The 25,923-nt window shown below is 37.2% G+C and carries 25 protein-coding genes and 1 other annotated feature; of the genes, 5 read left to right on the top strand and 20 right to left on the bottom strand.

Annotated features, from left to right (window positions below; all coding sequences use genetic code 11):
- Positions 1-10: 10 nt before the first annotated feature.
- The 3 genes from opp3C to BR30_RS0117740 all read right to left on the bottom strand — a co-directional run bounded on the left by opp3C (position 11) and on the right by BR30_RS0117740 (position 3,779).
- Positions 11-1,039 carry an oligopeptide ABC transporter permease gene (opp3C, locus tag BR30_RS0117750; RefSeq protein ID WP_026566139.1) on the bottom strand — a complete coding sequence of 343 codons (1,029 nt, stop codon included), beginning with the start codon at positions 1,037-1,039 and terminating at the stop codon, positions 11-13.
- The gene (opp3b, locus tag BR30_RS0117745; protein WP_026566138.1) at positions 1,036-1,968 is read right to left on the bottom strand and encodes an oligopeptide ABC transporter permease; all 933 of its coding nucleotides are present in this window, start codon (positions 1,966-1,968) and stop codon (positions 1,036-1,038) included. Before opp3b ends, opp3C begins: the two co-directional genes overlap by 4 nt.
- 113 nt (positions 1,969-2,081) lie before the next feature.
- Complete coding sequence (locus tag BR30_RS0117740; protein ID WP_026566137.1) at positions 2,082-3,779, bottom strand: peptide ABC transporter substrate-binding protein; 1,698 nt, start codon at positions 3,777-3,779, stop codon at positions 2,082-2,084.
- A 221-nt stretch (positions 3,780-4,000) separates the two neighbouring features.
- Between BR30_RS0117740 and BR30_RS38895 the strand changes: the two genes are divergently transcribed.
- Together BR30_RS38895 and trpS are read left to right on the top strand one after the other, a co-directional pair.
- Positions 4,001-4,357, top strand: coding sequence for a DUF3899 domain-containing protein (locus BR30_RS38895; RefSeq protein WP_051633672.1), 357 nt, complete (start codon positions 4,001-4,003; stop codon positions 4,355-4,357).
- 55 nt (positions 4,358-4,412) lie between these two features.
- Positions 4,413-4,670, top strand: a binding site (T-box leader).
- 50 nt (positions 4,671-4,720) lie between these two features.
- Positions 4,721-5,713, top strand: a complete 993-nt coding sequence (gene trpS, locus BR30_RS0117730) for a tryptophan--tRNA ligase (protein ID WP_026566136.1) — start codon at positions 4,721-4,723, stop codon at positions 5,711-5,713.
- Between the two features lie 56 nt (positions 5,714-5,769).
- On the opposite strand, the gene BR30_RS0117725 is transcribed toward trpS, so the two are convergent.
- The 12 genes from BR30_RS0117725 to BR30_RS0117670 form a co-directional block, all read right to left on the bottom strand.
- Positions 5,770-6,516, bottom strand: coding sequence for a YjbA family protein (locus tag BR30_RS0117725; RefSeq protein WP_026566135.1), 747 nt, complete (start codon positions 6,514-6,516; stop codon positions 5,770-5,772).
- Between the two features lie 164 nt (positions 6,517-6,680).
- The gene (gene opp4C / locus BR30_RS0117720) at positions 6,681-7,592 is read right to left on the bottom strand and encodes an oligopeptide ABC transporter permease (RefSeq protein ID WP_026566134.1); all 912 of its coding nucleotides are present in this window, start codon (positions 7,590-7,592) and stop codon (positions 6,681-6,683) included.
- Positions 7,593-7,605: 13 nt separating this feature from the next.
- Positions 7,606-8,571, bottom strand: coding sequence for an oligopeptide ABC transporter permease (gene opp4B / locus BR30_RS0117715; RefSeq protein ID WP_026566133.1), 966 nt, complete (start codon positions 8,569-8,571; stop codon positions 7,606-7,608).
- A gap of 133 nt (positions 8,572-8,704) precedes the next feature.
- The gene (gene opp4A / locus BR30_RS0117710) at positions 8,705-10,420 is read right to left on the bottom strand and encodes an oligopeptide ABC transporter substrate-binding protein (RefSeq protein WP_026566132.1); all 1,716 of its coding nucleotides are present in this window, start codon (positions 10,418-10,420) and stop codon (positions 8,705-8,707) included.
- Between the two features lie 73 nt (positions 10,421-10,493).
- Positions 10,494-11,504 (bottom strand): ABC transporter ATP-binding protein, encoded by a 1,011-nt coding sequence (locus tag BR30_RS0117705; protein ID WP_051633671.1) that lies wholly within the window; start codon positions 11,502-11,504, stop codon positions 10,494-10,496.
- The gene (locus BR30_RS0117700) at positions 11,501-12,526 is read right to left on the bottom strand and encodes an ABC transporter ATP-binding protein (RefSeq protein WP_026566130.1); all 1,026 of its coding nucleotides are present in this window, start codon (positions 12,524-12,526) and stop codon (positions 11,501-11,503) included. The genes BR30_RS0117705 and BR30_RS0117700 overlap by 4 nt, the downstream gene beginning before the upstream one ends.
- A 140-nt stretch (positions 12,527-12,666) precedes the next feature.
- On the bottom strand, positions 12,667-13,467 hold the full coding sequence (locus tag BR30_RS33905) for a DUF2268 domain-containing putative Zn-dependent protease (protein ID WP_051633670.1): 801 nt from the start codon (positions 13,465-13,467) through the stop codon (positions 12,667-12,669).
- Between the two features lie 117 nt (positions 13,468-13,584).
- Positions 13,585-14,823, bottom strand: a complete 1,239-nt coding sequence (gene fabF, locus BR30_RS0117690) for a beta-ketoacyl-ACP synthase II (protein ID WP_026566129.1) — start codon at positions 14,821-14,823, stop codon at positions 13,585-13,587.
- 45 nt (positions 14,824-14,868) lie between these two features.
- Entirely contained in the window at positions 14,869-15,801 is a 933-nt protein-coding gene (locus tag BR30_RS0117685) for a beta-ketoacyl-ACP synthase III (protein ID WP_026566128.1), read from the bottom strand.
- 164 nt (positions 15,802-15,965) lie between these two features.
- On the bottom strand, positions 15,966-16,154 hold the full coding sequence (locus tag BR30_RS0117680; RefSeq protein ID WP_155928787.1) for a ComZ family protein: 189 nt from the start codon (positions 16,152-16,154) through the stop codon (positions 15,966-15,968).
- A gap of 90 nt (positions 16,155-16,244) precedes the next feature.
- Positions 16,245-17,084, bottom strand: coding sequence for a hypothetical protein (locus BR30_RS0117675; protein WP_026566126.1), 840 nt, complete (start codon positions 17,082-17,084; stop codon positions 16,245-16,247).
- Between the two features lie 79 nt (positions 17,085-17,163).
- Positions 17,164-17,886 carry an alpha/beta fold hydrolase gene (locus tag BR30_RS0117670; protein WP_026566125.1) on the bottom strand — a complete coding sequence of 241 codons (723 nt, stop codon included), beginning with the start codon at positions 17,884-17,886 and terminating at the stop codon, positions 17,164-17,166.
- Positions 17,887-18,121: 235 nt separating this feature from the next.
- On the opposite strand from BR30_RS0117670, the gene BR30_RS0117665 reads away from it, so the two are divergent.
- Positions 18,122-18,307, top strand: coding sequence for a YjzD family protein (locus tag BR30_RS0117665; protein ID WP_026566124.1), 186 nt, complete (start codon positions 18,122-18,124; stop codon positions 18,305-18,307).
- Positions 18,308-18,348: 41 nt separating this feature from the next.
- On the opposite strand, the gene clpB is transcribed toward BR30_RS0117665, so the two are convergent.
- Together clpB and BR30_RS0117655 are read right to left on the bottom strand one after the other, a co-directional pair.
- Positions 18,349-20,943: an ATP-dependent chaperone ClpB gene (gene clpB, locus BR30_RS0117660; protein ID WP_026566123.1), complete on the bottom strand. Its 2,595-nt coding sequence runs from the start codon at positions 20,941-20,943 to the stop codon at positions 18,349-18,351.
- Positions 20,944-21,100: 157 nt separating this feature from the next.
- The gene (locus BR30_RS0117655) at positions 21,101-21,280 is read right to left on the bottom strand and encodes a YjzC family protein (RefSeq protein ID WP_026566122.1); all 180 of its coding nucleotides are present in this window, start codon (positions 21,278-21,280) and stop codon (positions 21,101-21,103) included.
- A gap of 270 nt (positions 21,281-21,550) precedes the next feature.
- Between BR30_RS0117655 and BR30_RS0117650 the strand changes: the two genes are divergently transcribed.
- The gene (locus tag BR30_RS0117650) at positions 21,551-22,243 is read left to right on the top strand and encodes a Crp/Fnr family transcriptional regulator (protein ID WP_081825502.1); all 693 of its coding nucleotides are present in this window, start codon (positions 21,551-21,553) and stop codon (positions 22,241-22,243) included.
- A 42-nt stretch (positions 22,244-22,285) separates the two neighbouring features.
- On the opposite strand, the gene BR30_RS0117645 is transcribed toward BR30_RS0117650, so the two are convergent.
- From BR30_RS0117645 to BR30_RS0117635, 3 genes are all read right to left on the bottom strand, one after another.
- Positions 22,286-23,014: a YwiC-like family protein gene (locus BR30_RS0117645; RefSeq protein WP_026566120.1), complete on the bottom strand. Its 729-nt coding sequence runs from the start codon at positions 23,012-23,014 to the stop codon at positions 22,286-22,288.
- Positions 23,015-23,135: 121 nt separating this feature from the next.
- The gene (gene mobB / locus BR30_RS0117640; protein ID WP_026566119.1) at positions 23,136-23,684 is read right to left on the bottom strand and encodes a molybdopterin-guanine dinucleotide biosynthesis protein B; all 549 of its coding nucleotides are present in this window, start codon (positions 23,682-23,684) and stop codon (positions 23,136-23,138) included.
- Entirely contained in the window at positions 23,672-24,937 is a 1,266-nt protein-coding gene (locus BR30_RS0117635) for a molybdopterin molybdotransferase MoeA (protein WP_026566118.1), read from the bottom strand. The genes mobB and BR30_RS0117635 overlap by 13 nt, the downstream gene beginning before the upstream one ends.
- Positions 24,938-25,179: 242 nt before the next feature.
- Between BR30_RS0117635 and ric the strand changes: the two genes are divergently transcribed.
- On the top strand, positions 25,180-25,875 hold the full coding sequence (ric, locus tag BR30_RS0117630; protein WP_026566117.1) for an iron-sulfur cluster repair di-iron protein: 696 nt from the start codon (positions 25,180-25,182) through the stop codon (positions 25,873-25,875).
- Positions 25,876-25,923: the final 48 nt, after the last annotated feature.

Raw genomic sequence — 25,923 nt, 5'->3', positions numbered from 1 at the left:
CACCTGCCTTCTAATCACGCATTTTTGGATCCAACGCATCACGTAATCCGTCTGCAACAAGGTTGAAGCATACCATGATTAACGCAATCATAATGGAAGGAATAATCATTTGATAAGGAAAAGCAATCATCGATTTAAATCCTGCATTTACTAATGTTCCAAGGGATGCATGAGGTTCCTGTAATCCTAACCCGATAAAACTTAAAAATGCTTCAAAGAAAATGGCATTCGGGATGGAAAACATCGTATTAATAATAATTACACCAAACATATTTGGAATCATATGTTTAAAAATAATTGACGAATTTGAAGCACCTAAAGTTTTAGCAGCCAAAACAAATTCTTGACCTTTAAATTTTAATACTTGGGCACGTACCACACGGGCCATACTTGTCCATCCGGTGATGGTTAAGGCGATAATAATTGGGATAATACCTGGTTTTAACACGAGAATCATCAAAACAACAACAATCAGGTTCGGTATACCAACAATTACTTCAATGATCCTCTGCATAACACTATCTATACGTCCACCAAGATATCCTGAGATTGCTCCATATGCAACCCCAATAGCCATATCAATTAACGCAGCCATAAAAGCGATAAATAACGATACTTGTGTACCTTTCCAAACACGTGCAAATTGGTCTCGGCCTAAACCATCTGTACCAAACCAATAATAGGCATCCACCTTACGAACTTCATAAGCGTTATAAACTGTACCATCTCTTCTTGACAATGTTCCATCAAACGGAAGCCAGTGAACATCTTCTAAACCTTGTATTCGCGGTGGCAAATTATTATGTTTAGTGTTTTGTGTATCGTAGGAATATGGCGTAATCATTGGTCCAACAAAGGCCATGATAATCATAATAACTAGGATGATCATGCTGACTACAGCACCTTTATTTTTCCGAACTCTAAGCCATGAATCCTGCCAGAAATTTAAACTTGGTTTCGCAATTTTTTCACTTTTTGATGGATCAATATGGACAGGAGCAAACATATCCTTTGAAATTGTTATGTCTTTGTTGCTCATTTAGTTTTCCCCCCCGATACACGAATACGTGGGTCGATGATTCCATAAAGAATATCAACAATTAAGATTACTACGATAAATAGGACCGCAAATAAAATGTTAGTACCCATAATAACTGGGTAATCATTCATATTAATTGATTTAACGAACTGCTCTCCAATTCCTGGGATTCCAAAAATTTGCTCAATAACAAGGGACCCAGTCATTAAGCTAACTGCTAAAGGTCCTAATACAGTTACAACAGGTATTAAGGCATTTCTTAAGGCATGCTTAAAGCTAATCTGCCAGCGGCTCGCACCTTTAGCTCTCGCCAAAGTAATATAATCAGACCCTAATACTTCAACCATTTCAGTACGCATAAAACGCGCTGCAATCGAGATTGGGAACATCGCTAGTGCAATTGTAGGAAGGATCGTATATTCAGGACCTTTCCATAACATTACTGGAAGCCATCCTAATTTTACCGAAATATAATATTGCATTAATCCAGCAAAAATAAATGATGGGATCGATTTACCAACTACTGCGATAAAAGTAGAACCGTAATCTATCCAAGTGTTTTGCTTTAACGCAGCAACTACACCTAATAAGATACCTAAAATTGAACCTACAACCATAGCTTGAAAACCTAATTGTGCAGAAGGCCCCAGGCGATTAGCAATAAGTTCTGTCACAGGGGTATTATCAAATTGGAAGGAAACTCCTAAATCCCCTTTCACCAAGTTCATCATATAGTTAAAATATTGAACAGGCAGGGGGTCGTTCAAGCCATATTTATCCAGCAAAATATTTCGCTGAACTTCAGAAAGCTTTTCGAAGTTATTAAAGGGACTACCTGGAATTAGCTTCATGAGGAAAAAGGTAAGCGATGTTACGATAAAAAGTGTAATAATCATATAGCCAACACGTTTTAGTATATATTTGACCATGCCTACACCTCCTAATTATTTTGAATTTTCGACATCTTACGACAATTCTCACACAGGTAAAAAGAGAGTATATTGGTAAATATACTCTCTTCTTATTTGATTAGTTATAGTTACTATTTTGTGATTTTAATCCACTGGTAACTATAGTCAGGACCAAATGCATGGTGAGCAAAACCTTGAACCTTAGGATTGATTAGTAGGTTCACGGAACGTTGGTAAAGTGGTGCGATTGCCGCATCATCTTCTAACAAGATTTTTTCTGCATCTTGAAGAGCTTTCCAACGATCTTGTGGCTTAGCTACAAGTTCTTCACTAGCTGATTTGATTAACTTATCAAATTCAGGATTACCATAGCTCATGTGGTTTTGTCCGCCGCCAGTAACCCATAAATCCATGTATGTCATTGGGTCAGCGTAGTCAGGTCCCCAACCACCCATTAATAAATCATAATCTTCAGCATCTTCACGAGCAATACGAATTTTGAAAGGAACTGCTTCGATTGTAATTTTTAATCCTGGTAAGTTTTTCTCTAACTGATCTTTAACGAATGCATCAGTTACTTTTGAAGTTTCAGTATCTTGACCTACATAAGTAAACTTAACTTCTTTAAGACCAGTTTCTTTAAGACCTTGTTCCCAAAGCTTTTTAGCTTCTTCTTTATTCGTGCTTAGGTATGTTCCAGTAGTGTCACGGAAATCCTTATTATTTGTGTCATAAGAGAATCCTTTTGGCACTAAGAAATCAGCAGGGATTGATCCGTTTGCTAATACATCCTCTGTTAAAGCTTTTTTGTCAACAGTTAAAGCAATTGCTTTACGGATATTAACATTCTTCAATGCTGGGTTCTTTTCGTTCATTTTTAACCACCAGATTGATGGCTCTTGATAGCGAAGTAAATCTTTTTGTCCTTCAAATTGAGAAAGGATTGCAGCTTGTGCAAGTTTTGGTGTGATATCAGCTTCACCAGCAGTATATGCGTTTGCAGAAGCTTGTGGATCTTTAGAAACGTTAAAGTTAATTTTCTCTAAAGTAACGTCTTTTGCATTTACATAATCACCGTTCTTTTCTAATACCCACTCAGTACCAGTAGGACCATCCCACTTAGTCATTTTAAATGGACCATTGTAAAGTAGGTGAGTAGCATCTTTCGCATAGTTAGCACCTTCCGCTTCAACAAACTTTTTGTTTTGCGGGAAGAACAATGGGAAAGTTAAGTAAGATTCAATGTATGGAAGTGGTCTTACTAAGGTAATTTCCAAAGTATAATCATCTAGAGCTTTAATACCTAGATCATCAAGTTTTGCTTTACCAGCAACAATTTCAGATGCATTTTTGATTTTGCCTTCCATGAAGTATGCACCGTATGGAGCAGCAACTTTCGGATCAATTGCACGTTGCCATGCAAAAACAAAGTCATGTGCAGTTACAGGGTCACCATTAGACCATTTTGTATCTTGTTTTAATTTAATTGTGATAACTGATTTATCATCATTATAAGTTGGTGCTGCTTCAGCAACTCCAGGAATAACTTTTTGGTCTGGATCTAAACGATATAAACCTTCGTTTGTAGCATTTAACATTGTGAAGCTCAATACGTCTTGAGACATTACGCTGTCCATTGAAGGAATTTCTGCAGACTCAAGAACATTTAGAACTTGCTCATCTGCTAATTGAGTTTCTTCAGTGCCGGCTTTGTTATCGCCTTCATTTTTGGACGTACCTTCATTCTTGTTTCCGCCCGAACATGCTGCAAGGAACATGCTAAGAACTAGTGATAGTACTAATAGTAGTGAAAGTTTTGATTTCTTCACTAGTAGACCTCCCTTTTCTATTATTCTGAAAAATTACTACATTCTCTATTATACATATTTTCTACAAATTGTACATTATTTTTTTGAACTTTATTTACATATTAGCAACAATCTTTACGTTTTCATTACATTTCCCTGTGTTATAATTTATACTTATACAGATTTTTAATATAATATACTTAAGTGAACCCCTATTAAATCAATCTTTTGGAGGTTATTTAGTGAATTATCAACTTAAGAAAAAACTCTTAATTTTAGCATTCACACAACTAGTGATTATTTTAATTTCGTTCTTTAATTATCACAAAGTTTCTTTGTTAAGCTATATCAATATATCTTTTTATTTCTCAGCAGGACTTTTGCTTACCTCTTTGCTTGTTTATACTATCCATTCAGGCTTCTATGACGTCATTTCAAGATCTTTTAGTTTTGCGTTTCAAAGAGGCCATAATAAAAGACGATTTGATGAAATACCTCCTTTATCAGAACTTGTAACATTCAACCAAAAACCCCTAGTTTTTTACGGGCTTATTAATGGGCTGTTCATGCTTATTGCCCTTGTCATATATTATTTTTAACTGACTTGAAAATAATTATTCGTTTCATTATAATAAGTACAATTGTATAGTTGCTTAAAAGGCGATGATAAAGAGTAGTACGTATTTACATTCGGAACAGAGAGTTTGTGGGTGGTGGAAACAAACACGAATAAATACGGAATGGACTTTGGAGCCTCTATCTGAACAAATTAATTTTATGTACTATATTATAAGTAGGATTAGACGTAACCTTGCGTTAAAAGGTGGCTAAATTGTCTTCGAGATGATTTTGGCAATGAGTGACTCTTTTTTGAGTAATTTAGGGTGGTACCGCGAACCATTCGTCCCTATTCGTTTTAGGGGATGAATGGTTTTTTTTTATATATTTTTTAGGAGGAAATTATTATGAAAACGATTTTTTCTGGTATTCAGCCTAGTGGAACAATAACACTTGGTAACTATATTGGAGCGTTGAAACAGTTTGTAGAAATGCAGAACGAATACAATTGCTTTTTTTGTATCGTGGACCAGCATGCCATTACCGTTCCGCAGGATCCAGGAATACTGCGTAAAAATATCCGAAGTTTAGCTGCGTTATATTTAGCAGTTGGAATTGATCCAAACAAAGCCACATTGTTTGTTCAATCAGAAGTTCCTGCTCATGCTCAAGCGGGATGGATGATGCAGTGTGTAGCCTATATCGGTGAATTAGAAAGAATGACTCAATTCAAAGATAAATCAACAGGGAAGGAAGCAGTACAGGCCAGTTTATTGACCTATCCTCCTCTTATGGCAGCTGACATTCTTCTATATAATACGGATTTAGTACCTGTTGGAGAAGATCAGAAGCAACATATGGAATTAACACGTGACTTAGCAGAAAGATTTAATAAAAAATACAGCGACATTTTAACCATTCCTGAAATAAGTATTCCTAAGGTTGGTGCAAGAATTATGTCTCTGCAAGAACCAACCAAAAAAATGAGCAAATCTGATCCAAACCAAAAAGCTAATATCACACCTTTAGATGATCCAAAGCAAATGGTGAAAAAGATTAAGAGTGCTGTGACCGATTCCGAAGGGATTGTTAAATTCGATAAAGAAAACAAACCTGGCATATCAAATTTATTATCGATTTACTCTATCTTGGGTGGAAAATCTATATCTGAAATTGAAGGAATGTATGAAGGGAAAGGCTATGGTGATTTTAAAAGTGACCTAGCGGATGTCGTTGTCAATTTCTTTACACCAATACAAGAAAGATACTATGAATTACTTGACTCACCCGAACTTGACCGTATATTGGATGAGGGTGCAGAAAAAGCAAATTTAGTGGCTAATAAGACTTTAAAGAAAATGGAAAATGCTATGGGGTTAGGTCGTAAGAAAAGATAGCATAAAAAAAGCCTGGACCCAAAAGATATGTTGTTTATATCTTTTGGGTCCGGCTTTTAATTTACTTTCGGACCGTGTTCCATTTCCCAAAGTTTTTCAAAAAACGGCTGTCCTTTTATTAGATTTTCACAAAATGTTTCATGCCTCTTCGACCAGCCGTCCTTTGTTTCCTCAAATAACTGTTCCCATGCTGCTTCAAAATTTAAAGCTTGAATCGTTGAATAATTCTCCGGACACCATTCAGTGTACCAATACCTTACTTCTGCTTCATTACTCGATGAGAGTAATTGGTCAAGTGCCATAAATAATAGTTGTTTTAGTTGGCGTTCTTTTCTTGTTAAACCTCTCATCAATTCCGGTTCAGGTGAGAGAATGTGATAGTCCTTTATTTTTGGCTGCTCATAAAAGTGGTATTTATTAGCCTCATGTTGACTTATCATTTCATAAACTAACTGCTCTTGCCTTGGAATTAACCGGCTTTTACGGATCGGAATATTATATCCAATTGTATCAATGGCTAATATACCAATTCCATCTGTGACTACAAAGCAATAGTCAAGTTGAACTCTTTCGTGATTCTTCCTCAAATAAGCTTTCTGATAGATATCATCTAAGAGCTGTTGAGGTAATTCAGACAAATCATTTTCAATGTAATTAAACAAAATCGGTTCAACTTTCATCAATGGCACTTGGTCTAATAACTCCACGCCATCATCCTTGCGCCATTCATGGAAATGGCATACATTGTAACCATTTTCTTCCCCTTCAAACCAATTTACCCATACATCATGAAGATACAACATTGTACAACCCCTCACTTCAAGAAACTGTTTGTAAATCAGTATGGGCAGACCTTAGTTAAATTATTCCTTTATATATATTTTGCTCCAATTACATTTATGTACTTCAATCAACAATGACCTTTGACACGCCAACAAAAAAAATCCACCATGTTAATGGCAGATTTTTAACGTTTTGATTTTGGATTAAACGCATCCTTTAGACCTTCTCCGATAAAGTTAATTGATAAGATGGTTATTGTGATTATTAGTGCTGGCGGAACCCAAATCCAAAGTTTGAATTGAAGAACATCCGGCTCATTTGCTGAATTCAACATATTTCCCCAGCTCGGAATTTCTTGCGGTACACCAAAGCCAAGAAAACTTAATCCTGTTTCAGCAACAATCATCGTTGCAAACGTAATCGTCGCTTGAACAATAATGGTAGATAAAATGTTTGGAAGAAGATGCTTCCCAATAACTTTTGCAGGTGAACAACCAATAGAAATGGCTGCTGTAATGTATTCATTTTCTTTTTCGGCAAGGATTTTACTACGGACAATCCTGGCAATCCCCCCCCAACTTAGCAAGCTTATTGTCCCAATTAAAACCCATAATCCATTAACTTTTCCAAAAAGGATGGCATTTAGAACAATGACAAATACAAGGAATGGAAAGTTTAAGATAAAATCGGTAAATCTCATTAATAAGCTATCAACCGCCCCGCCGAAATAGCCTGAGATTGAGCCGATTAACGTTCCCAGTATTATAACAAATAATGTACAACTGATGCCCACTAACAAAGATATACGTCCGCCATAGAGTAATCTTGTAAATACATCCCGTCCAGATTTATCTGTTCCCAACCAATGTTCACCACTTGGCTCTAACGACATTTGCCCAATATTGATTCTCGTAATATCTGCCGTTGTGATATAGGGTGCGAGGATAGAAACAATCGTAACAATCAATAAAAAGAAAAGACTAATCATTGCCAATTTATTTTTCACAAATTTCTTTCGTGCTATTGCAAAAGGAGAAAAACTTTTTTTTGGGGGTGTTACTAAAACATTTTTCTTCTTTTGTGTTGCTATTTGCATTTTATTCTCCCCCTTAATCTAGCCTAATTCTCGGATCTACAACACCATATAAGACATCAGCTATTAAATTGCCGATTAGTGTTAAGAAGGAGAATAACATTGTCAACGTCAATAATACTGGATAATCCCTCGTCCCTACTGATTGTAGGAATAGTTGTCCCAGACCAGGATAGGTAAAAATTGTCTCAGTAATAATAGCACCGCTAATAATGGCAACAATATCAAATCCTAAAAAGGTTATAAGCGGAATAATTGAGTTTCTTAAAATATGAACATTATAAATCTTTCGTTCCGGCGTGCCTTTTGCACGTGCTGTACGTACATAGTCCTTGCGGCTATTTTCAATAATATCGTTACGTAAAAATTGAGTATAACTAGCTGTACTTAATAATCCAAGTACGACTGCAGGCAGAAAGACATGATGTAATCGACTTAACCACCATTCAATGGTTCCATCTGTCACACTAATATCGACTGAACCATTTGATGGAAACCAGCCTAGTGTAAATGAAAAGAAGAAAATGGCGAATACCCCAGCAATAAAAGATGGGATAGCCAAACCTATGTAGTTTAATCCTCCAATTAGATTATCCGTTAAGGTATATGGCTTTCGTCCTGCATAGGAACCCATTATAAATGCGAGAATATAGGTTATTAAAATGGAGGAAAACCCTAAAAGTATCGTGTTAGGGAGACGCTCACCAATAACCTCGGATACCTCTATTTTGAAACGTGTTGATTTTCCAAAATCCCCCTCAACGAATCCACCAATCCAACGGAAATACTGCTGAGGCAGTGGGTCATTATAACCCAATTTCTCACGCATATCTGCGATATACTCTGGATTTGTATTTCGAGGATCTATTTCTCCACTTAGTGAATCGCCTGGCATTAATTTTGCCAATGTAAATACTACAATGGAGGTAAGGAGTAACATTGGAATCATTCCCAATATTCTTCGAAATGCATATTTCAGCATGTGCATTCTCCTTGTCTGATTAGCTTTGGTACACATGAACTGTGTTAATCATCATTACCAACTTATTCAAATGGGAGAAGTAAGCCTTCTCCCATTTGAAGTTTAAGATTGAGTTAGTATTTTTTAGAAGATCCTATTGCTTAATCCACCATTCGTTTGGACGATTCATACCAGATACGTCAAATTTAACGTCCTGCACTCGCTTACTGACTGCCATTGTTTCTTCTAGTTCAGCAATTGGTAAAGCTGGTAAATCTTTCATGAATAGTTTTTGCCACTCTACATATAGCTCCTTGCGCTTTTCGTTATCGGTTCCTACAACACTGATATCAAGTGCTTGATCTAACAATTTATCACTGTCAGCATTTACCCAGCGTGGATAGTTCCAAACAGCTTTTGATCCCCAAAGTGGAGTCGGATCTGGGTCTGCACCAGTTGACCAGCCACCGAAGAATACTTCCATTGATTTATCAGCTTTATCAAGCATTTCATAATATAGGTTTACATCTGTCATTGTTAATTTCGTTTTCAAACCAACTGCTTCCCAATATTGAGTCATTGCCTTAGCGCGCGATTCAAATGTAGGGTTATCAGTTGCATAGTGGCTGAAATTAACAACAAATTTCTTCCCATTTGGATCTTCACGGAAGCCATCGCCATCAATATCTTTGTATCCACCTTCATCTAATAATGCCTTGGCCTTTTCAGGATCATATTTGTATTGTTCTAAATCTTCATTTGGTGCTGCAATCCAATGGTTTGTTGGAATAGGACGGTTTACTGGCTTACCTACACCAAAGAAGAACGCCTTAACCCATTCTTCACGATTGATTGCATAATACATTGCTTCACGAAGCTTTTTCTCTTGATATTTAGGTTCGTTCATGATGTTTTTCTCGCCATCCCAAGTACCTAATCTGAAACCAACATAGTAGTAGCTTACGCCTGGATAGGTTACAGCATTTACATTATCAAGTGCTTTGACTTGATCAATAATACTTGGATGGAAAGAAGTCATATCAAGCGTTCCGTTTTTAAGTTCTCCAACAGAAAGAGATGGATCGATCACTTTAATAACTACTTTTTCTATATGCGGTTTGCCGCCAAAGTAATCATCAAAGCGTTCCATTTCTATGGATTCACCTGGAATTACTTTCGTTACTTTAAATGGCCCTAAACCAACAGGCTTAGTCCGAACTTGTTCGGATGCCATCATATCTTTTACTGCAAGTCCTTTAAATTCCGTACGATTCATCGGGTATGTCCAAAGATTATCCAAGTTGTTTACACGAGCTTTATCAAAAGTGATTTGGATGTGATAGTCATCCACTACTTTAATACCAGCGATTTCTTTCGCTTTTCCATCATGATAATCTTGTGCACCCTCAATGTTTCTTACGTTATCAAAACGTGGACCATCATAATCCTTATCAGCGATAACTTTCAATGCAAATTCCCAGTCTTTCACTGATAATTCTTCGCCATTGTGCCACTTTACACCTTGTTTGATTTCGAAATCAAACACTTTATTATCTGCTGTTTTCCATGAGGCGATATGTGGCTGTGCCTTTAGATTCTCATCATAATCAATTAGGTTTTCATCAAAGAAATCAATGACATACTGATCGCTTGCATTTCCATAAAATGAGTAGTTAAATTTACCCTCCGGTGCAGAATCAAGTGCATAAACTAGTGTCCCGCCATCTTGAGGTTTTCCAGCAGTTTCACCAGTATTACCCTCATCTTCGTTTTTGCTTGTCCCTGTCTTTTCTCCGCCGCTGCAAGCCGCTAAAAATGCGGATAGAACCAGCATCAATGCTGCTAGCATAAGCAAACTTCTCTTCTTCATTGTTTACCCCCCTATAATTTGTATTTTTCCTTTCGTTACTGTCTAGTGAAAGCGTTCAGGCGCTTCCGCTTTTCTAGTAAAGGTGGCAAGCTACCCGATGAGAGGGCTTCACCTCCTTTAATACCGGCTTACTTTTTGAGCATTGCTCCATTGCCATGGGGCAGCGCGGATGGAATGAGCATCCCGTTGGAGGTTTAATTGGGCTTGGCACATCACCTGTTAAGATAATCCGCTCTTTTTTCACCCTGGGATCTGGAGATGGAATTGCTGAAATTAACGCTTGTGTATATGGGTGGAGAGGCTCAGCATATAAATCGGTTTTATCTGCAACCTCAACCATATTACCTAGATACATGACCCCAATTCGATCACTCATGTGTTTAACAACACTTAAATCATGTGCTATAAAAAGAAAAGTAAGGTTAAATTCTTCTTGTAAATCTTTTAACAAATTTAAAACCTGAGATTGGACTGAGACGTCGAGTGCTGAAACAGGTTCGTCGGCAATTATTAATTTGGGCTTTAGTGCCAGCGCTCTAGCAATTCCAATTCTTTGGCGCTGACCGCCAGAAAATTCATGTGCATACTTATAATAAGCATCTGCCGGTAACCCTACTTTATTTAATAAATCCATAACTTCCTGTTTTAATTCCACCTTTGTTCTTTTAGAGAAGTTATATATCGGCTCGGCGATAATGTCCCCTACCATTTGCATAGGATTCAAAGAAGCATATGGATCCTGAAAAACCATTTGCATATCTTTCCGAATCTCGCGAAGTGATTTACCTGATACTTTGGTAATGTCTTTACCATTAAAGAGAATTTGGCCCTCTGTGGGTTTTAGTAGTCGAAGTATTGTTCTCCCTGCAGTTGATTTACCACAGCCAGATTCACCAACTAGCCCTAGCGTTTCTCCTTTTTTTATCTCAAAAGAGATATTATCCACTGCTTTTACATTTCCAATTGTGCGTTTCAAAAATCCACCTTTAACAGGGTAATAGGTTTTAAGATTTTTAATCTCTAATAGATTTTCTGATTGTAAGGGAGAAGGGGCACCCTGTTTATGTATTGAAACGGTACTCATGATCTCACCCCTTTAATTGGTTTACTTGTTTCATAGAGTAAGCATGCAACTTCATGGCCATGTTCTACATCTTCAAGTAAAGGGGTAATTGTCGTGCATTCAGGCATTGCTTTTGGACATCGATTCGCAAAACGGCAGCCCACTTTTGGCATATTAATAAGCGATGGGACGATACCTTTAATCGAACTTAACCGTTCTTCTTGTCCATCCATTTTCGGGATTGCCCCCAATAGTAAACTAGTATATGGGTGTTTTGGATTATGGAAAAGCGTATCAACATCCGTACGTTCAACTATCCTTCCGGCATACATCACCATAACTTCATCACACATTTCAGCAATCACACCTAAATCATGGGTTATTAAAATTACAGACATGTCATTTACTGCTTGAATTTCCTTTAGAAGTTCTAATATCTGAGCCTGAACAGTAACATCAAGCGCAGTCGTTGGTTCATCAGCAATTAATAATTTAGGCTGACAAGCAATGGCAATCGCAATCATCACTCTTTGTCTCATCCCGCCGGATAGTTGATGTGGATACTCATCAACCAGGTTTTCAGGTCGTGAGATTCCGACACTTTTTAATAGGGCGATAGATTTTAGCCTGGCTTCTTGCTTCGTAATTTTTAAATGATTAAAAAGGACTTCCTGTAGTTGATAGCCTATTGTAAAAACTGGATTTAATGAAGTCATCGGCTCTTGGAAAATCATCGAGACGTCTTTCCCACGAATTTTATTGATTTGAGATTCGGACATTTTCTCTAGATTTATTCCATCAAAAATAACCTCACCTGTTTTAATTTTTCCGCTTCCCTTAGGTAAAAGCTTCATAATGGAGAGACTCATAACGGATTTGCCACAACCAGACTCTCCAACAATTCCAACAATTTGTCCTGGCTTAACATTAAATGAAACATTATCTACTGCATTATAATCAGTTCCGTCAATATCAAATGCCGTCTCTATGTTTTTCACCTCGAGCAATGGTGCCTCTTTGTGCAGCGATTTTTTTGTGCTCATAGTACACCCTCTAACTTTTTGAATAATTCTGTCTATTGACTCTATTTAATTGAAATTCTATTACGGAATTGTTACAATTGCAAGATTTTTTTGAATATTTACCAATGTCTGATAACTAACTCATCAGGAAAAGCTTTAATTTATTGGTTTTTTTCAATTTGAAGATTATAGTAATCTAAGTATTTTCTAGGGGAACTTGTAAAAGAAAGTTTCGTAGAATAATGATTGGCTTTATAAAAATGGTTTACAATATTATATCCAATAGCATAACCGAGTAGGTTAGGCAGCCTTCCCTGTCCATAAAGTAACTCATCGTGTAATCTTTCACTCTTTTTCGTTTTAAGTTGTTTTTTTATATATTTATCCCAGAATTTCATTAGCTCCTTTTCATTATACATACGGCACCAAGAGGCTAAATATTCCGGTCCACAGTTTTTTAAAACAGCATATTCTGCTAGTCCCTCAATGATGATCGAATCAAGCAAGTTATAGTCTTCCATTCTTTTATTCAACAGTCTTAGTCGGCAGACATGATGATATTCATGGACCAATAGTGCCTCTATTTCTTTCGGATCCTCAAAATCCGAGAGAAATAGAAACATTTTATCAGGAAACGAGACACCAGCCTTACTTTTAACTTCTCTGAGAAAGAGCCCGCCGGCTTGTGCTACGGGAAAAAGAAATACCGGTATGTCAGGACCATTCCATTTCTCTTTATAGTGATGAAAGAGTTGTTCCACTTGATCCCAAGCCTTTTGTTCTTTCATTCGATCAACAATAATCCGAGCGGATCGAGACGGCCGGTACATACCAAAATTCAATAATTGATTGTATATTTCCTTTGGCGTTTGCTTTTTAAAAAATGGCTCTAGTTTCTCACACAGCTTAACAGGTCTGTCAAACTCCTCTTCAATCCAATGATCCGTTCGAATGATTCCCATTCCTACACCCCATTTACCTAACCTCTCTGAACAGTTTATGAAGGTTATCGAAAGAGGTTCATAGATAAAATGGTAAAAAAAACGACCAGACAAATTTGTCTGGTCGTTCGTAAGTGCTTATTCGTATTTTTTAAATACAATCGTTGCGTTGTGTCCGCCAAAACCTAATGAGTTACTCATTGCTGCTTTGATTTCCTTTTGACGTGCTTTATTTGGTACATAATCTAAATCACATTCTGGATCAGGTGTTTCATAGTTAATGGTAGGTGGAAGCATGCTGTCTCTTATCGCTAATACCGTAAAGATCGCTTCCACACCGCCTGCAGCACCAAGAAGATGCCCCGTCATCGATTTCGTTGAACTTATAGCTAAGTTATAAGCGTGCTCACCAAATACCTCTTTCATTGCAAGAGTTTCAAACTTGTCATTATATTCTGTACTAGTCCCATGGGCGTTAACATAATCAATTTCAGCCGGCTTTAACCCGCCATCATTGATGGCCATTTTCATAGCACGAGCGCCGCCCTCCCCACCTGGTGCCGGTGCGGTAATATGGTAGGCATCACCTGTTGCCCCATAACCGACAATTTCAGCATAGATTTTGGCACCACGCGCTAAAGCATGTTCAAGTTCTTCCAAGACAATAATCCCTGCACCCTCACCAATTACAAATCCATCACGATTTTTATCGAATGGTCTGCTAGCTGTTTTTGGGTCTGGATTGGTGGATAGAGCAGTATTCGCACAGAAGCCTGCGACTGACATTCTTGTAATGGGTGCTTCCGCTCCGCCTGTAACCATTGCATCCGCGTCGCCGCGTTGAATGACTTTAAAGGCATCACCAATCGAATTTGTTCCAGTTGCACAAGCGGTTACCGTACATGAATTGAAGCCTCTCGCACCTAATGTAATGGAAACTTGTCCAGTTGCCATATCCGGAATTAACATTGGAACAAAAAATGGACTGACACGCTTATATCCTCTATTTTGAAAAATTTCAAATTGCTGTTCGAAGGTTTCCATTCCGCCAATTCCAGAACCAATCCATACTCCAACACGATGGGAGTTTTCTTCGTTAATTGTTAAATTGGCATCTTTCACTGCCATTAATGCCGATGCAACAGCAAATTGGGTAAAACGGTCCATTTTGCGTGCATCTTTTCTATCCATAAATGCTTCAGGATTAAAATCAGTTGATTCTGCAGCAACTTTTGCCGGATATTCATCAGCATTAACTCTTGTCAGCGGCCCAATCCCAGATTTCCCTTCTAAAATATTTTTCCAAGTAGTTTCGGCATCATTTCCAAGCGGTGTTACTGCACCTATGCCTGTTACTACAACCCTGCGCTTTTCCATGTTATCTATCTCCTTCATTTCTTATCTTTTTGCTAATTCTGTTCTTTATCTTCCCCATCTGATGGCAATCGCACCCCAAGTTAATCCTCCACCGAAACCTACCATGACAATGAGGTCATCATCCTTAATTCTTCCCTCTTCCAAATCTTCTACTATTGAAATGGGAATCGACGCAGCAGACGTATTACCATATTTATTAATGGTTTTTGACATTTTTTCAACTGGCAATTCTAATCTTTGTCTAGACGCTTCCATAATACGAATATTTGCCTGATGAGGAATCAGGAAATCGACATCATCTTTTGATAAACCTGCTTTTTCGAGAACATTAATACAGCTTTCCCCCATTTGCCTAACAGCAAATTTGAAAACTTCTCTACCATTCATAATAATATATTCATCCTGGTATAGATGCTTAGATCCTGTCCCATCAGCCCCAAGTTCGAAGGATAGAATTCCACGATCTTCTGAAACAGGTCCGATAATTGTTGCTCCAGCCCCGTCCCCAAATAAAACGGCTGTATTTCGGTCAGACCAGTCTGTAACTTTCGAAAGTTTTTCCACTCCAACAACTAGGACATATTTATAAACTTCTGTTTCAACGAATTGTTTACCTGTCACAATGCCGTACATAAAACCAGCACAAGCTGCACTGACATCCATTGCTGCTGCCTTCTTTGCTCCCAGCCTTTCTTGAATTCTGCATGCAACCGAAGGAAAAGGAGTGTCAGGAGTAACCGTAGCTACCAAAATTAAATCAATCTCTTCAGCAGTAATCCCTGCATCTTGAATCGCCTTTTGGGCCGCTTCAAAAGCCATGTCCGAAGTGTCAACATCATCGGCTGCGATTCTCCTCTCTTCAATTCCTGTCATTGTACGAATCCATTCATCAGATGTATCCAATGTTTTTTCTAAATCCTTATTGGTGACAATTTTCTCTGGTAAATATCTACCGATACCTACAATCCCTGCTCTCACACCGTCCATCTCCTTTTATTTATGACAAGATTCTATATCCTATTGTTTAATATCAATTATTATGACTTGGTACTAATTTTATCAAATAAAGTCTATTTTAAGCAACTGTTTAGGGCAAATATTAAAAAAGAAATAAGCTCCCGCGTCTGAGAGCTTATTTCTTTTTACATTTCTTTACGTCCTTCAGCTAACCCGAGTTCGTATGCTTCTTGCATAACCTTTGTAAAAAGGTTCATAAACGGCTGGATTAATTCCATTGATAATTCAACGCCAGCCTTGTCCAATTCTTCTTTAGCCTCAGGTAAGTATTTCATTGCGATCTGCATAAATTCTAAAGATTTATCTTGACTTATCATATTATCTCCTTCTAAATGTCTTTAGAAATGAATCCCTTCTTTCATCATCCCTATTTCCAACATATTCTATACAAAAATCAGGACACTTTACAACAGATTTGCATATAATCGTTGGACATGATCCTTTTGTTCCTGAATAGATGTTTTTAATGGGGTACCTTTTTTTACGGAAACTTTTACAATTTCAGAATTCAAAGCCAATGATTCAAAATCATTTTTAATCCGATGATTTTCAGTGATATTTAGATATTCTGCACATTTCAACCATTGATTCTTTTTGCCACTCTCAAGCACGTAACTGCCTGCCTCTCCCGTTTCCATTATATCTACAATTGACTCTAGCGCATCGTTAATACAAAGGACATCATTGGACCATTCCCGTTCATCAGCTTTAATCTTTATTTCTTGATATTTTGAAATTAATACTTTTTGAAATAAAAAAGAAGACGTTTGCCACGGGCCATAAACGGCGGGTAAGTAAATATACTGCGTATTCTTTCCTACTCCTTTGATCAAATCTAGGAATCCCTTTATTTCCTTGCCCCTAAATGTACTAGTCAGCATTTGGACGGGAAGAATTAGAACAGTATTGACTTCGTGCTTGTTGACCTCCAGATATTGAATCATCGGCTTAGTTACGTTTCCATCCTGTAAAATTTGTTCTTTTTTGCTCATAAAAAGATCATATATTGAGATGATCAGACTAGTATTAGGTATGGATTTTTCTTGGTCACTCTCCCACTCGGATATGGATTGTTCAATTAAGTTTGCATTTCGGCCCACTTCAAGCCTTTTTTCTTCTAGAAAAGCTATAGGATCCGTCTCTTCTAGATGAATACCTTTTACCTCTACCCCTTTATTTAACAAACTCTTGCAAATATGAAAATTCACAAAGTCAAACATACCAAAAAGAATTGCCTTGTCCATATATTTTTCCTCCCCACACTAACCTTAATGAATCCTATGCGCATCGTTAAGGAATTATTTCTTGTAGGGAGGATGAAGTTTATAAGACCGATTCATGGCGGTTGAAGAACTTTATCATAATTATCGCTAGTTGTTGTTTTTTTTCTGGAAGAATAAACGTTGGACTTATTTCGGACCCACTAATTAATTGTTGATACAATTTAGACTGGTTATAAGATTTTGCCCCAGCCAGGACATGGATTATTTTAACTGGACAGTCAAATGGTTGCTTAATGGTTTCTTCCCTGCTAAGAATAGTGTTTTCGAGTACGTTCTGCTCCATTTGATGCGCTAATGATAATTCCCTCAGTAGTTTCTTATAAAAAAATTTATGTTCCTTTTCTTGTTCAAGATGATGTTTTAAGGAGAGAATTGGACTAAGTAATATGATCGACCTAATCCTGGTCTTCATTTTTTCCATTAATTTCAAAGCAACCAATGCCCCCATACCTTCTGCCAAAACATGAATTTTGTTATTAAGAATCTCGCTTCGGATTACATGCTGGTATAACCTCTCTGCGAGTTCAACAGCATTCTCGCTCCCCCAGTTTCGCCCATAAAGATTCGAGGAAAAAATGGTGTACCCTTTTTCTTTCAGCTGGTTGATAATTGCCAACTTACCTTCATTTTGTGTCCAAAAGCATTTACAGTCATCGACAAAATGCCTTTCATCTCCAAGTATTAAGATCCCAAATCCTGTGGGCTTCTCTGGGTAATGAATAATATTCCATTGGGTATCCATCTGAAAATTACGATTTTCCATCGTTAAATCTCCTTTTCCATATTTCCTCACAGTATTATATGCCGCCATATTAAAGTTGAACGGGGGTTTGCCTATTTTTACATGGCACATATGGAATTCAAGTAGGTAAAAAAGAAGAAATGCAATGTAAACCAGAAAGGACAACTTACCACGAGACGAAGTTTCGCTTTATCATTTCTGAATCATATGATAATATAATTAAAGATGTAAAATAGGTTGTTAGAGGTGAAGAATAATGCGATTTTTTTGGACCCTTTTCTGGTCATTTCTATTAGTGCAAATGCTTACATATGTAGTGAGCTCAATGACTGCAGGTGCAAAATATGATTTCGTTACTGGTACTGTTGCTGCAGTTGGTGTAACTATTCTAATTTATGTAGTAACTGCATTGATTCCAAACGAGCCAGTTTCAAAACATTAAAAAAAGGTCATCCAAGCGGATGACTTTTTTTATATGGATTTCTATTTAACAGCTAATGAAATTTCTCCATTGCTGATACCTATCTCCACTTTGGATTGATCATGTAACTTTCCAGCAATTATTTCACGAGCAAGTTTTGTCTCGATATTTCTTTGGATAAAACGTTTTAACGGTCTAGCACCATATATTGGATCAAATCCATTTAAAGCAATAAATTCTTTAGCTTCCTCATTGATGAGAATATCTATTTGTTGATGTTTTAAACGATTTTGCAATTCTCTCATCATTTTTGCAACTATATTCTTTATCTCCTCTAGTGATAGTGGCTTAAAGAGAATTGTCTCGTCTATGCGATTTAAAAACTCTGGCCGGAAATGCCCCCTCAATTGACTCATCACTTTTTCTCGAACCGCATCAGAAATTTCACTTTCATTTTCACTTCGTTCTAGCAAAGATTGTGAGCCAATATTTGATGTCATAATTATCACTGTATTTTTAAAGTCAACTACACGCCCTTGCGAGTCTGTAATTCTTCCGTCATCAAGCGCTTGAAGGAGAATGTTAAAGACCTCAGGATGGGCTTTTTCAATTTCATCCATTAAGATAACAGAGTATGGCCTTCTCCTCACTGCTTCAGTTAATTGTCCGCCTTCTTCGTAGCCAACATATCCAGGAGGTGCACCAATCAAGCGGGAAACGGCATGCTTCTCCATATACTCTGACATATCAATCCGGATAATATGTTCTTCACTGTCGAATAAAGACTCCGCTAAGGCTTTTGCTAACTCTGTTTTTCCAACCCCAGTTGGACCTAAAAATAAAAACGATCCGATTGGACGGTTAGGGTCTTTAATTCCAGCACGAGCCCTTAGGACCGCATCTGCCACTAAATTTACAGCTTCATTCTGACCAATCACTCTTTCATGCAGGATAGATTCTAATCGGAGCAGCTTTTCTCTTTCGCCTTCGACTAGTTTAGAAAGCGGAATTCCAGTCCATCTGGATACGATGTTGGATATTTCTTCACCTGTTACTTCTTCACGAAGTAATTTTTCATCCTTAGCAGTTACGGTTTCGAGTTCCTTCAGTTCTTTTTCTGCTAACGGAATTTGTCCATGTCGAAGCTCTGCCGCACGATTTAAATCGTATTTATCCTCTGCTTGTTGAAGTTCCCTGCGAAGTTTCTCCAGTTGCTCCCTTTTCTCCTGCAATTTCTGAATACTTTGTTTCTCATGCAGCCATTTTGCCTTCATTTCATTGGCTGTCTCTTTAAGGTCAGCAAGTTCCTTTAGAAGTGCTTCCAGCCGTAACTTGCTTCCTTCATCCACCTCTTTACTTAAAGCTGCTTCTTCAATTTCTAATTGCATAACTCTGCGTGTTACTTCATCTAATTCTGTTGGCATGGAATCTATTTCAGTCCGGATTAACGCACATGCTTCGTCAACAAGATCAATGGCTTTATCGGGCAAGAACCGATCCGTAATATAACGATCTGATAATGTTGCTGCTGCCACCAAAGCATGATCATGGATTTTAACACCATGGTGTACTTCATACCGCTCTTTTAAGCCTCGTAAAATTGAAATAGTATCTTCTACGTTTGGTTCTTGGACGAGTACCTGCTGAAATCTTCGTTCAAGTGCAGGATCTTTTTCAATATATTTTCGGTGTTCATCAAGCGTTGTTGCTCCTATACAATGAAGTTCACCGCGTGCAAGCATCGGTTTTAACATATTTCCTGCATCCATTGCACCTTCCGTTTTCCCTGCGCCAACAATCGTATGAATTTCATCAATAAATAATAAGATCCTGCCTTCACTCTTTTTAACCTCATTTAATACAGCCTTTAATCGTTCTTCAAATTCACCTCTAAATTTAGCACCTGCAATTAACGCACTCATATCTAATGAAAAAATGGTTTTATCCTTTAGACCCTCTGGAACATCTTTTCTAACAATCCTCTGTGCCAGCCCTTCTACAATTGCAGTTTTTCCTACACCAGGTTCACCAATTAGTACCGGATTATTCTTTGTTTTTCTTGATAAAATCCGAATGACATTTCGGATTTCAGAATCACGTCCAATAACAGGATCCATTTTTCCTTCTCTAACCTCTGCAACAAGATCCCGTCCATATTTTTTTAAGGCATCGTATCCTGCTTCGGGATTTTGTGATGTCACTCTTTGATTCCCCCTTATCTCCTTTATAACTTGTAAAACATGATCTGGCTGCTTACCAAAAGTTCGTAATATCTTTCGCATTTCTGAGTCATCTGAATAAACCGCAGCTAACAGAATATGCTCGACAGATAAATACTCATCCGAAAATTTTTTCTCATATTCTTCAGCTTTTACAAGTAACTTCTGCAGCCTTGCTGTAATATATAGTTTTCCTTGTTCAACACCACTGCCTGTAACCACTGGTTTTTTTGACAGAGATTCCATAAGGTTCTTTTTTGTTCTTTCAGAAGACACTCCCATCCTCTCTAATATGGCAGAAATGAGGTTATCTTCATGCTCCATTAAAGATATAAATAAATGAGGTTCATCAATCTCTTGATGATTATGCTTTACCGCTAACGATTGGGCATCCATCAATCCTTTCTGTAACCGTTCTGTCATTCGGTTCATATCCATTTTTCAACACCCTCTTTGACCAAATTTGACCTTTGTTTTCATTATAAAACAATCCCATCTAAAAAGGAAATTTTCATGGTTTAGAAAATACATTTTATAGTCGAGAGTTTAGACAAAAGAAAAAGCCACCCAATGGATGACCTTTTCTGTATTAAATTTATGGTTTTCGCTGATATGTCCAAACTCGTTCATCATTAGAAGTCTCTGGGAAGGCATCCCCTGCTTTTAACTTGATCTTTTTCGGATTATTGACATTGCTTCCCGTATCTCCCACTTCAATATAAACACCATTATTAGGTGCTTTACTCCCAGATTTAAACTGGCGATTTTGACCCATTCTTTTTCCCTCCTTTTCTACACAATGTTATTATTTCCGTTTCGGGCTCTGTCATTATTGGCATTTCTTACAAGTTCCTATACTATTCGACATTATTTCCTAAGAAATAAACAAAGTTGGCACGAAGTTATGACGATTGTATGAACTTATTGCTCATTTATTGCTAATTATTCTTTGTTAACAATATAATTATAGTATTATCATGTAAATCCAACCTTGACTGTCAATTTTTTAAATCAAATTTTCGTACCTTTAAAGGCGGTTATGAGTATGCAGTCAGTAAGAGAAATGCCGGTAACACTGTCCCATCTTTTTGATACAGTTCACCATATAAAGAAAGTTGAAAAAGGTACTTTTTTATTTCAGGAAGGATCTGCTGCTGATGAATTGTACATAGTACAAAGTGGCATTCTTCAAATCAGCAAAATCATTCCTGATGGAAGAGAACTCACTCTTAGAATGTGCTCGCATGGTGATTTTGTCGGTGAATTAAATTTATTCTCTCCCTCTTCCAGATATTTATTAAGTGCTCGCGTTGTTGAGAGTGGAGAGGTAGCCGTTATTATGAAAGACACGCTTGAAGAAAAACTATCACAAAACCTATCACTTTCATTGGAGTTCATCAAGTGGATGAGTCAACAATATCGAAAGACCCAAACTAAGTTCCGTGATCTGGTTCTTCACGGTAAAAAAGGGGCTTTGTACTCCACACTTATTCGTATTTCCAATAGTTATGGTATCAAAACCAATAAAGGAATATTAATTGAGCTGCCACTAACCAATCAAGAGTTAGCCAATTTTTGCGGTACTTCACGAGAAGTTGTCAATCGTTTGTTAAGTGAATTACGAAAGACCGGAATTGTATCCATTGATAAGGGCACGATTACCATTCATGATTTAGACTATTTAAAAAGGGAAATCGATTGTGAGGACTGTCCAGTAGAAATCTGTAAAGTGGATTAGGAATTCTTTAGGCGAAAAAAATCGGTCATTTGACCGATTTTTTTATGTTAATAAGCCTATTTGAATGGCTGATATCGAAAAGAATATCGCGGAATTAATGATTTCGTAAATACCAATTTGTTTTGGGGATAAGGACCTGCCATAAAAAATAATTGCTCTTAGTAAACTAGGCAAAAATGCTAAGGCAACAATCCAAATACCTAAACCGAAGCAAGATAGTACTAACATGATATGGTAAAACCATGAAATCCACTTAAATTGGTGGTTCTTCTTTTCCCTAATCATTGTTTTTACATAAAAGGTACAGCCAACAAAAAATAGGACCGATGTTAAAAAGGTATAAACAATTGTCTCGAGGTTTATTTCTCCATGTGTTAAATAACTGCTTGCTAATCCGGCAATGGAAAAGGCAAAAACTGCACTGAGATCATTCATAAATGCCCGGTCTTGATTCTTTGAAGTATAAAAAGCATTTATCATAAAAAACGGAAGCATCAGAAGGCCGAAATATATAATTGATGGTCTTTCCAACAGAGGAAAAAGTAAAAATAGTAACGATGGAATCAAATATAAAATAGTCCATTTTGTATAAAAAGGGATTTTTTTTCTTTTAAATAAGAGGAGCATCGGATAGGTGGCCAAATACAATAAGAGCCAGCCGATGAAAAACGGGATATGTTGCCATATGAATCCTCCTTTAATGACACCAAGCCAAAAAGGGATGATTAGCATTGCCCATGCACCATGTTGTTTCGGTAAAAATAACTTCATTATTTTCACTCCTTTTTCCTGACTAGCCTAAATATAAGCTAGCTAAGCAAAAATATATGTGAAACACATCACATAATACCCTAAAAAAAGAAGGCCATCGCCTTCTTTTTGTGACATCTTCTTAACTTTTTTGATCCATTTTATGAACAAGCTCTTGAAGTAATTTCAAAGTCCAAGTTATCGCCCTTTTATCATCAATATGAAAGCAAGGAATATTGGTTTTCAAAGTGATTACCTGATCCATTTTGTCTTTCCAGAATACAATAGCAGCTATATTGGACACGCTTTTTAATAAAGAAAGGTCATTTTCGTCTCTTAATAACAGCAACTTTGGAAAAGACTCTAGTTTGTAGCCTTCAATTAAAATCACATCTGGCTGAAAAAATTTCATCAATTTAATTTGGTCTTCAAGTGAATAATAATGGTTCTCAGCTTGGAGGAGCAAACTTCCGTCTCCTTCGATGATTGATGCAATTGCTCCTGCCTTTACATGTTTTTCTGTATCTTTCATCGGTAGATATTCTGGTCTGCCACCATGTCCATGATGCTTTATAGTAACTGTTTTTACCCCTTTTTCTGCTAAAAGGTTAATCAACTTTGAAGTGATTGTTGTCTTTCCACTATTTTGATAACCTACCACTTGAAAGATGACAGGAGTTACCAAGGCCATTCACTACCAACTTGATCTTCAAGCAGCAGGACATCGACTTCACTGCCAGCTGTATAGCCTCTAGTTCCGCCTGGAAGAATCATCAAGGAATTAGCTCCAGAAAGGCTCATAATGATGTTAGACTTGTCGAGTCCACTCGGTGTGGACTTTAGTCTTCCCGCATCGATAGACGTTGAACTTCGAACAAACCTAGTAAATGGATTTGCTTTAGGAAAATCCGCCTCTAAAAGAGCTTTTTCAATTCGAAGATGAGGTTTTTCTGAAAAAAGCATTCTTCGAATGATTGGGCGAGTAAACAATTCAAACCCTACATAACATGCTGATGGATTTCCCGAAAGTCCAAATAGAAGTTTGCGATTATACTGTGCCACTGTCGTCACACTTCCAGGCCGCATGGCAACTTTATTAAAGAAAACCTCCGCACCAAGCTTTTCATAAATAGCAGGCAGATAATCAAAATCACCCACTGAAACCCCGCCGGTCGTAATTAACAAGTCAACATCATTTAAAGCATTTTTCACTGCTTCAAAGCAAGTATCAAACTCATCCGGAAGTTTGCCAAAATAGCGGACAATCCCTCCTGCTCTTTCTATTTGCGCTGCAATCATATGGGAATTACTGTTTCGAATTTTCCCAGGAACTAGGGGCTCGTTCACCTCTAATAGTTCCGTCCCTGTAGCAAATAAACCTACAAGAGGTTTTTTTGCTACGGCTACACGTTCATATCCAAATGTCGCAAGCATGGCTTGTATCCCAGGATTGATTAACGTCCCTTTTCTTACCAAAATTTCGCCCTGCTTGGCATCCTCTCCACTGAATGAAACATTATCGCCTTTTTTAAAGCTGCGTTTAATTGACATAAAGGGAATTCCATTCTTTTCGGATCCCTGTGCAAGTTCGAACATAACCACTGCGTCTGTACCCTCTGGCATCATCGCTCCAGTCATAATTCTTACAGCTTGGAACGCACCAATTACTTTTTTAGAAACCATTCCAGCACCAATATGATCGACTACTTCAAATTCAACTATATTCGTTGGTGAGGCATCTCGGGTATCGATTGACCTGACAGCAAAGCCATCGTAGGGAGCACGATCAAAATGGGGCACATCACTAGTTGCGATTAAATCCTCCGATAAAAAGCGGCCATAGCTATCATCTATTGAAACCTGCTCGGTCACACCCGGTAATTGATATTCCATAATTTTTTGAACGGCTTCAGCAATTGGTACTGGTTTTCTTCTTTCAAACAAAGTCATCAACTCCTGCTATAAACATATACCTTTTTTGATATATACCATTAATCATTGAATATCCTTCATTATAAGCTTATTAGAAACATAACAACATATCAAATGTCACAATTTAAAGGAATTCAGACATAAAAATGTAAAACATATCGAATGTGTGATTCAGGTCACCTATTTTTTTGCTTTTTTAAATTATGATTAACGTAGATTTACTCAATAGGATTTTTTTAAGGAGGAAATATACGATGAGTTTCACTATTACTGCAGATTCATTAGTTAAAGATATTGTAAATGAATTACCAAAAACAAGTGATGTTTTTAAAAAGAACAGGATTGATTTTTGTTGTGGAGGTAACATTCCATTAGCAACTGCTGTCACTCAAAATAACCTTAACCTCGATACGTTATTAGATGAATTAAAAGAAGTATTTGAAACATATGAAAATGCCGAAAAAGACGTTGAAGTTTGGACTAACTCTGATTCAACTACAATAATTAATCATGTCATCTCCAATTACCATCGTGTATCAGAAGAGGAACTAACAATGCTTAGTCCGTATGTAACAAAAGTATCACGTGTACACGGTGATAACCACCCCGAATTATTACAGGTGAATGAACTCTTTTATGAATTCAAAAAAGAATTGATGGAACATATGGCAAAAGAGGAAGCAGTTGTATTTCCTTTAATTAAGCAGCTAGCAGATGGAACGGTTGAGAACCGTGAAGAAGCTATTGCAATGATTGTTGAATTAGAAAAAGAACATGACCATGCCGGAGAAATTTTAAGGAAAATTCGTGCTGTTACATCTGACTACACTCTTCCTTTAGATGCTTGTGGTACGTATCGTCTTGTTTATGCACGTTTAGAAGCCTTAGAGGGATTAACTTTTATGCATGTGCATCTTGAAAACAACATACTATTTCCAAGATATATTTAATGATAATTACAGCCTGTATCCCAGGCTGTTTTTCATTAACAAAAAAAA

This window comes from Bacillus sp. UNC41MFS5 (assembly GCF_000686805.1).
This window is presented reverse-complemented; position numbering and strand designations above follow the sequence as displayed.